This window comes from Myroides sp. LoEW2-1, from assembly GCF_009767705.1.
Lineage (GTDB): Bacteria > Bacteroidota > Bacteroidia > Flavobacteriales > Flavobacteriaceae > Flavobacterium > Flavobacterium album_A.
On record NZ_WSPP01000061.1, the window covers coordinates 1 to 8013 of the forward strand.

Consider the following 8013-nt stretch of genomic DNA (forward strand, 5'->3'; position numbering starts at 1 on the left):
ATTTCAGCCTATTGCTAAAATGTCGTTTTCTTTATCTCAGATTATTAAATTCTTATTTTTTGACCCAATTATTACGGAATTTACAATCGCGAAATTCACCTTGGATATTGATATAAGCATCATTTAGCTTCTTAGATATCCATTTTTGAAGTTCTTCTCCTTGTTTTTTATTCAATGCAAGGTTTCTAATCTTCGTATAATCTTCCGCAAAATCCATTTTATGTGATGGATACTTTTTATTTATCGTAACAATGCGGTAAGTTTTTTCTTGTTTGTGAAAATCGTACTTAATCGCTGGTTGAGATACTTCTCCTTCTCCAAGATTAGCAACTAACTGATACAATTCTCTATCATCCATATTATTTAACTCGAAACGCGGATCCATTGTCATCTGATCTCTCATAATACCGCCGTTTTGTTTGGTATCTTTATTATCTGAAGATGCTGCTGCTGCATCGGCAAAACTAATTTCTTTATTGACGATTTTCTCGCGAATCCCCTCGATTTTTTTCTTTGCTTCTTCTAAAGCCTCATCTGTAGGTTTTGGTACCAAGAGAATATGTCTCAAATCTAAATTCTGACCTCTAATTTTCTCTAAATAAATGATATGATATCCGAACTCAGTTTCAAATGGTTGTGAAATTTCACCTTCTGCTAAACTAAAAGCAACTTCTTTAAACTCTTTTACAAATGGCGACTTCTTTGTTATAGAATAAAATCCTCCATTTGTTGCGGACCCCTTATCGTCTGTAAATAATACAGCCTTACTAAAAAAGCTCGCCCCGTTCTCTAAAACATCTCTGCGCATTTCATTTAAACGGTCAATTACTTTTTGTTTTTGCTCTTTTGAAACCTCTGGTCTGACAACAATTTCTGCAATCTCCACTTCATCTCCAATCATTGGCAATTCATCCTCAGGAATAGATTTGTAGAACTGACGCACTTCTTCTGGAGTGATAGTTACTTTCTCTACAATGTGCTTTTGCATATTCTGAGTTAATTTATTCTGCTTTACAATCTCAAAAAAGTACTCGCGAAATTCTTCTTCATTCTTTTTGTTGTAAAACTTCAAGATGCGATCCATCGATCCTACTTGCTCTACCATCCCATTAATCTGTTCAGACATAAAAGTAGTTACCTCTGCATCTGGAACATCTAAACTATCTTGCAACGCTTGGTGAGCATATAACTTATCCTCTAATAATTTTTCAAATAATTCACAGCGAGATAAACTTCCCACAGGGATATTCTGTGCTTTTAACTCCAATAATGTTTTGTCAATTTCAGAATCTAAAATCACATATTTACCAACTACTCCTACTACTCCATCAATCTTTCTCTTTTGAGTATTGGCTGATTGACCTTGGGAAATACCAACAAAAGACAATGACATAGCTAAAGCCAATAATGTCTTCTTATTAAAAAATCTCATACCTCTTATTATTTTTTGCATCTTTTATAATATCTTCTTGTATCTGTTTCATTAATTCTACTTTGCGGTCATTAATAATTAATGATCTCAATGATTTTTTTATAAACTCGAAAGGAATGATTCCCCCTTTGGGGATTACAGACTTCACACGTACAAAATATGTACTTGATTCAGCGCTATATTCAAAACTGTAATTCGAACGTAAAAAATCCCTCCTATTTTCTAATGTAATAAACGGCAATCTTTCGTAAATATTACCTACTTCAATCCACACATCGTCATTTAGAAAATAAGACTTCATCTGCAAAGATAAATTTTCTAATGAATTAATCTCACTTGACTTTGTAGAATTAAACTTTCTCTTAATAGTTGCAAAGTTTGTATTGTCATTTAATACATTCACGTAGGCCAACTGAACCAACATATCATCTACTAAAAAATTACTCTTATACGATTCGTAATACTCCTTTAACTGATTATCTGATATAATGGTGTCTATCTTATTCTGCACTAATAGCTCCAAATAGGCCTTTATAGATAAATCAGATTTAAAGTTCTCTACCAACTGATCGATTTCCACGACTTTATCTTCTGGTAAATTTAACTGTGCTGCTTCGATTAACAGTTGCTTTGTAGCCCATTTATCAATAAAACGATGTACAAAAGCAAGACTATCTTTGCCAGTTACCTTTACGGGAACAATATCTTCTAATTTATCTTTTGCCAAATAAGTATTGTTTACTCGAGCAGCCATATTATTCTTTGTTTCTGCATCCTTGCCATCACATGAATAAGCAACTAATGCTGAAAGAGATAAAAAGCACAACTGCAGGCATTTCTTTTTAAATTTAGTCATTTCCAAATACAATAGTTTTATTGTTTTAAAATTCAATCTTACAAAAATAACGAAATACTTTACTTATATATACTTTAGAGGCTTGAGTATTTAAAAATAAACCAAATTCTCTTTCTAAACCTTTTTTACACTTTCATCACTACGCGAAATAGTGCAACGAAAGAAACGCAATTAACTTGAAAAACTAAATTATACAATACAAATTTAATCAGGTGGACAAAAGAAGAACTTCATTCTCTAACGCTCTGCTGACCCTATGTGAAAAAATTTGGTAAACGCAATACAAGATTAATTAACAGCTATCAAACCTAATCAACCAGAATCAAAAAGAAGATTGCTGAGTTGTTGACCAAAAACCCAAAAAACAACATAAAGTATCTAATTAGAATTTCTTTTTGTCCCTTGAACCAATGACTACACCAAGTCGCAGCTTTTTTACTGAGTATATTTCTACTTAGGGGATTATTTAAAAACACAAACTTGTTTGTTATTGGGGTATCAGTCAATTGACATACTGACTTGTACTTGATCATTGCCCCTCTTTAAAGCTACAATATAGGTTTATTAAGAATATAAAATGAGGGAGCCTTTCTTGGGGTTTCTTGCGCTTTTCTTCGAGTATTCTTGCACTTTTACTGGGAACAAGGGGTGTTTTCCCAAGCAAACTGCAAGCATCCCCCTAGAAAACCCCAAGAAAGTACCATCTGTATTACAATGGATTTGCTTTTAACGGGAAACAATCACTGATCAACTTATTAAAAGACACTCCAATATTCCTTTGTCTTATCTCTGCTTTTAGCCCTGTGGAATAAAAACTATCAAATTATTTAAAATATAACTACTTTTGTAGCCTAAAAATTTTTAATAATGAGTTTTTTAAAAGAGATTGAACGCAGAAGAACCTTTGGTGTTATTGCTCACCCAGATGCTGGTAAGACTACTTTAACAGAAAAATTACTATTATTTGGTGGAGCAATCCAAGAAGCTGGTGCTGTAAAAAACAATAAAATAAAAAAAGGAGCTACTTCTGACTTTATGGAGATTGAACGTCAAAGAGGTATTTCTGTTGCAACATCTGTTCTTGCATTTAATTATAAAGATAAAAAAATCAACATTCTTGATACTCCTGGTCACAAGGATTTCGCTGAAGATACATTCCGTACACTAACGGCAGTGGACAGTGTGATTGTCGTAATTGACGTGGCAAAAGGGGTTGAGGAACAAACTGAAAAATTAGTGGAAGTTTGTCGCATGAGAAACATTCCTATGATTGTTTTCATCAACAAACTTGACCGTGAAGGTCGCGATGCTTTTGACTTAATGGATGAAGTAGAGCAAAAGCTTCAATTGAAAGTTACACCTTTAAGTTACCCAATCGGTATGGGGTATGACTTTAAAGGAATATACAATATTTGGGAGAAGAATATCAACTTATTCAGTGATGACAGCCGCAAAAACATAGAAGATGTCATTAAGGTTTCAGACTTAGCTTCTGGAGAACTTGACAAATTAGTAGGGCAAACTGCAGCAGGAAAACTGAGAGAAGAACTTGAAATCATTGAAGGTATTTATCCGGAATTCGACAGAGAACAATATGTAAAAGGAGAACTACAACCTGTATTCTTTGGTTCTGCATTAAACAATTTTGGTGTACGCGAACTATTAGACTGTTTTATTCAAATCGCTCCTTCTCCAAGAGCCAAAGAATCTGACACAAGACTAGTAGATCCTAAAGAGGATGCTTTCTCTGGTTTTGTATTTAAGATTCACGCTAATATGGACCCTAAACACAGAGACCGTTTAGCTTTTATTAAAATCGTATCTGGTACTTTTGAAAGAAACACTCCTTATCTACATGTAAGACAAGGTAAAAAGATGAAGTTTGCCAGTCCGAATGCTTTCTTTGCAGAGAAAAAAGAAATTGTAGATATCTCTTATGCTGGTGATATTGTAGGACTTCACGATACTGGTAACTTCAAGATCGGAGACACATTAACTGAAGGAGAAATCATGCAATTTAAAGGTATTCCAAGTTTCTCTCCTGAACACTTTAGATACATTAACAATGCTGACCCGATGAAATCTAAGCAATTAGAAAAAGGGATTGATCAGTTAATGGACGAAGGAGTAGCACAGTTATTCACCCTTGAAATGAATGGTCGTAAGGTAATTGGTACTGTTGGAGCACTTCAGTACGAAGTAATACAATACCGTTTAGAGCATGAATATGGAGCTAAATGTACGTATGAAAACTTCCCTGCTTATAAAGCATGTTGGGTACAGCCAGATGATCCTAAAAATGATGAGTTTAAAGAATTTAAACGTGTAAAACAAAAGTTCCTTGCCTTTGACAAATCTGGACAATTGGTGTTTTTAGCTGATAGTGAATTCTCTATTCAAATGACACAAAGCAAATACCCTTCAGTAAAACTGAGATTTACATCTGAAGATATTATATAATAAAAAACCTCTCAATAAATTGAGAGGTTTTTTTATATTGTAAACAAACGAGATTAGAATCTCTTCATTTGTTCTTTCATCATTTTTACTTGTTCTTTTAGCATTCCTTGTTTGTCAAGTTTTTGCGCTTCACTTAAAAGCTTAGTCGCCTCAATTTTTCTGCGCTTAGTCATAGCAATTCCAGCTAATTGTAACTTAGCCATGGCCAAATCTTGATCCATATTCAATCCCAATTCGATTGCTTTCTTCATGTATTTTTCAGAAGCGTTCAAGTTAGTTTGAGATGTCATAATTCCCATTAGGTAATTATAGTATCCATTCTGCTTGCGCACTAAAGCTGTTTCAGGGTTTTTAATCTTATCCAACCATTTTTGAGCACCTTCAAAATCTTGTTTTCTCAGCTTTAAAAAAGCCAAAAGAATATACTCGTTTTTGAAGTACAATAGGATTACTAACCCCATTAAAAACAATAGAAAAATCCCATTCCCTATATTCCCTTCTACGAATTGCCAAATTGCTGTTGCAAAAAGTGCAGCTGCAATACCTAATTTAATATACCTGTGAAACATTTATATATTTTGTGTTTATAATCAAAGAACGCAAATTTACAAAATTCCCCCTACTTAAAAAACAAATCACTTTTATTTCTAAGCTCAACTTGTTATTTAAATCTTTATGTTCCTTATAACTTCAATCAAACATAACATAGATACACTTGAATTAACTCTACAATGAATCTATTATAACTTAACATTGACAACATAAAAACAATCAGAAACCTGTATTAACTTTAAATGTAAGTCACTCAAAGATTAAAAGATTATAATCCTCTCCCAGCTAAACGCACCTTTGATCCTATCCTTTGATACAATAGCTATATAGTTACTTAATGATAGCTTGCCAATCCATCTGTTCAAAAATAAAAAGTGCTAATTGCAAAATGATACAAGCTTACTTTAGTCCAATGATATACTGAGCATCTATCTCACGAAAATCCCTTACGATATAATCAGCTCCCGTATAATCTTGTTGTTTCGAATTTTCACTTTTATATCCGATAACGCGAATACCAGCAGCATTTGCTGCTTTTATACCATTTGTACTATCCTCTATAATAAGACAATCTTGCTTATCACTGTTTTTGGCTAATGAAGCTGCAGTCAAAAAAATAGTGGGATCTGGCTTTGATTTAGGAAAGTCTTCTCCACTAACTATATGGGTAAAAAAAGGATATAATCCAAAACGAGTAAAGACTCTATCAATGGTACTTTTAGATGCTGAAGAACCTACAATTAACTCAACTCCTGCTTGATATAGACCTTCAATCAAAGGGCGAACTCCAGCAATCAAATCTAAATCTGCTTTCGTGTCGAAAGAATCATTAAACAAATTTCGCTTGCGCAAGACTAAATCCTTAACCTCACCTTGAACACCATACAATTCTTTAATGCGCTCATAGGTATTTTTAGTAGAATGTCCCGTAAAAGAGTTGTAAACATGTTCACTCACTTCTATCCCCAATTCATCAAAATGTCTGTGATAAGCGTATCTGTGTACAGGTTCTGTATCCACAATAACACCATCCATATCAAAAATCACTGTCTTTACCATGTTTTTTTTAGCAAAAATAAGAATACTATTAGTATAATCTCAGAGAGTTTACCTAATTTTACTTTTAGCGCAATCTTAAATTAGAATCACCTTGGATCTTGACGAACAAACTTTAATAGAGCGGTTAAAAAATCCTTCTACAAAAAACGAAGCTTTTCGCGAGGTGGTTCATTTGTACAAGGAAAGATTGTATCATCAGATACGCTCACTTGTATTCAACCATGATGACACTGATGATATACTTCAAGAGACTTTCATCAAAATTTTCAATAATATAGATTCCTTCAAACAAGATAGCAAGTTATTCTCTTGGTTGTACAGAATAGCTACAAATCAGGCATTAGACTTTCTCAAGTCTAAAAGTAGAATGCAACGCGTCTCTACTGAAGAACTCAATGACCTCATCATAGACCAGTTATACGCAGATGAATTATTCAATGGAGATGAAGCTGAGATTCTCTTGCAGAAAGCTATTAACACACTGCCTGAAAAACAACAATTAGTATTTAAAATGAGGTATTATCAAGAGATTGACTATGACTCTCTATCTGAAATATTACAGACAAGTGTCGGTGCACTAAAGGCGTCATACCACATCGCATCGAAGAAAATAGAAGAATATTTAAAAGACAATTAAACCCAAGACGCTTTTTTTCGTCTAATATGGAAAGGTTAAAAACATGGAAAGAAAAACTTCTTTTAATAATAAAAAGCTTTTTAAAACGCCAGATAACTACTTCGAATCTTTTGAAGGTAGATTGATGCAAAATATTGAACAAAAAAACAATAGCGTTTCTAAACCCCAAAAGAGAATCAAACGCTATTATTACAGTTCAATAGCAGCCACTATTGCTTTAGTCATAGGTTTGACATTTTTCTATACTTCTGAAAAACAAGAAACACTCAAAGACGAAGCAATAAGCAACTACATTGAATACAACACAACACTCACCCTATCAAGTGACTTCATCAATTCATTTGATGAACAAGACATCCAAGAATTAGAGCAATCCATTGAACTCAATCAAAAAGAGATTAATGATTACGTCTTGACAAACATTGATATTGAGTATTATTTAAATGATTAATTTATGAAAAAACACATAACCCTATTCTTTCTATTTATCTGCATGCTTTCAATCAAAGCACAAGATCACGGAGAACAAATTCGCTCATTAAAAATAGCTCACCTAACTTCAGTTTTAAATTTAAGCACAACTGAAGCTGAAAAATTTTGGCCTTTGTACAATACTTATGACCATAAAATGTCAGAATTGAGACACAATGAAATAGTCAAATTCTTAAAACACAATGAAATTTCAGAGATTGAAACCATGAGTGAGAAAGAAGCTTCAAAAAAGATACAGGAACTCATTGATTTTGAAGAGGCTTACTTTAGTACGCGAAAAGACTTCTTAACGGAAGCAAAAAAAATATTGTCAAATAAAAAAATCTTATTACTTAAAAAAGCCGAAGATGATTTCAACCGAAAATTACTTCGTAAATACAAGGAAAAGAAATAATATTTAATAACGATAAAATAACATTAGTCATGTTCTAATAGCTCACAAAAGATGTATATTTGTGGGCTATTTTATTTATATATTAATGAGACTACATAGAAACCTTGTATTTACAGTTATTGACTCACTAC

At 33.0% G+C, this 8013-nt stretch carries 8 protein-coding genes; 4 read left to right on the forward strand and 4 right to left on the reverse strand.

Translation table 11 applies throughout. The features are described from left to right. Positions 1–52 precede the first annotated feature (52 nt). Complete coding sequence (locus GOQ24_RS04610; protein ID WP_155091183.1) at positions 53–1432, reverse strand: peptidylprolyl isomerase; 1380 nt, start codon at positions 1430–1432, stop codon at positions 53–55. Then, entirely contained in the window at positions 1419–2288 is an 870-nt protein-coding gene (locus tag GOQ24_RS04615) for a hypothetical protein (protein ID WP_155091182.1), read from the reverse strand. The genes GOQ24_RS04610 and GOQ24_RS04615 overlap by 14 nt, the downstream gene beginning before the upstream one ends. 867 nt (positions 2289–3155) lie before the next feature. Between GOQ24_RS04615 and GOQ24_RS04620 the strand changes: the two genes are divergently transcribed. After that, positions 3156–4748, forward strand: coding sequence for a peptide chain release factor 3 (locus GOQ24_RS04620; protein WP_160339206.1), 1593 nt, complete (start codon positions 3156–3158; stop codon positions 4746–4748). Positions 4749–4801: 53 nt separating this feature from the next. Here the strand turns inward: GOQ24_RS04620 and GOQ24_RS04625 are convergent, their stop codons facing one another. Next, entirely contained in the window at positions 4802–5317 is a 516-nt protein-coding gene (locus tag GOQ24_RS04625) for a DUF2892 domain-containing protein (RefSeq protein ID WP_155091180.1), read from the reverse strand. 382 nt (positions 5318–5699) lie between these two features. Then, positions 5700–6359 (reverse strand): HAD family hydrolase, encoded by a 660-nt coding sequence (locus tag GOQ24_RS04630; protein WP_155091179.1) that lies wholly within the window; start codon positions 6357–6359, stop codon positions 5700–5702. A gap of 91 nt (positions 6360–6450) precedes the next feature. On the opposite strand from GOQ24_RS04630, the gene GOQ24_RS04635 reads away from it, so the two are divergent. The 3 genes from GOQ24_RS04635 to GOQ24_RS04645 are packed head-to-tail and all read left to right on the forward strand — an operon-like array spanning position 6451 to position 7882. After that, a complete protein-coding gene (locus GOQ24_RS04635) occupies positions 6451–6996 on the forward strand; it encodes an RNA polymerase sigma factor (RefSeq protein ID WP_160339207.1) in 546 nt (181 codons plus the stop codon). Positions 6997–7039: 43 nt separating this feature from the next. Beyond that, positions 7040–7447 carry a hypothetical protein gene (locus tag GOQ24_RS04640; RefSeq protein ID WP_155091177.1) on the forward strand — a complete coding sequence of 136 codons (408 nt, stop codon included), beginning with the start codon at positions 7040–7042 and terminating at the stop codon, positions 7445–7447. A gap of 3 nt (positions 7448–7450) precedes the next feature. Further along, a complete protein-coding gene (locus GOQ24_RS04645) occupies positions 7451–7882 on the forward strand; it encodes a hypothetical protein (RefSeq protein WP_155091176.1) in 432 nt (143 codons plus the stop codon). The last annotated feature ends 131 nt before the right edge of the window (positions 7883–8013 follow it).

Coding starts and splice junctions, on each gene's coding strand:
- GOQ24_RS04645 (WP_155091176.1), top strand. CDS start 7,451: ATGAAAAAACACATAACCCTATTCTTTCTATTTATCTGCATGCTTTCA.
- GOQ24_RS04640 (WP_155091177.1), top strand. CDS start 7,040: ATGGAAAGAAAAACTTCTTTTAATAATAAAAAGCTTTTTAAAACGCCA.
- GOQ24_RS04610 (WP_155091183.1), bottom strand. CDS start 1,432: ATGAGATTTTTTAATAAGAAGACATTATTGGCTTTAGCTATGTCATTG.
- GOQ24_RS04625 (WP_155091180.1), bottom strand. CDS start 5,317: ATGTTTCACAGGTATATTAAATTAGGTATTGCAGCTGCACTTTTTGCA.
- GOQ24_RS04615 (WP_155091182.1), bottom strand. CDS start 2,288: ATGACTAAATTTAAAAAGAAATGCCTGCAGTTGTGCTTTTTATCTCTT.
- GOQ24_RS04620 (WP_160339206.1), top strand. CDS start 3,156: ATGAGTTTTTTAAAAGAGATTGAACGCAGAAGAACCTTTGGTGTTATT.
- GOQ24_RS04630 (WP_155091179.1), bottom strand. CDS start 6,359: ATGGTAAAGACAGTGATTTTTGATATGGATGGTGTTATTGTGGATACA.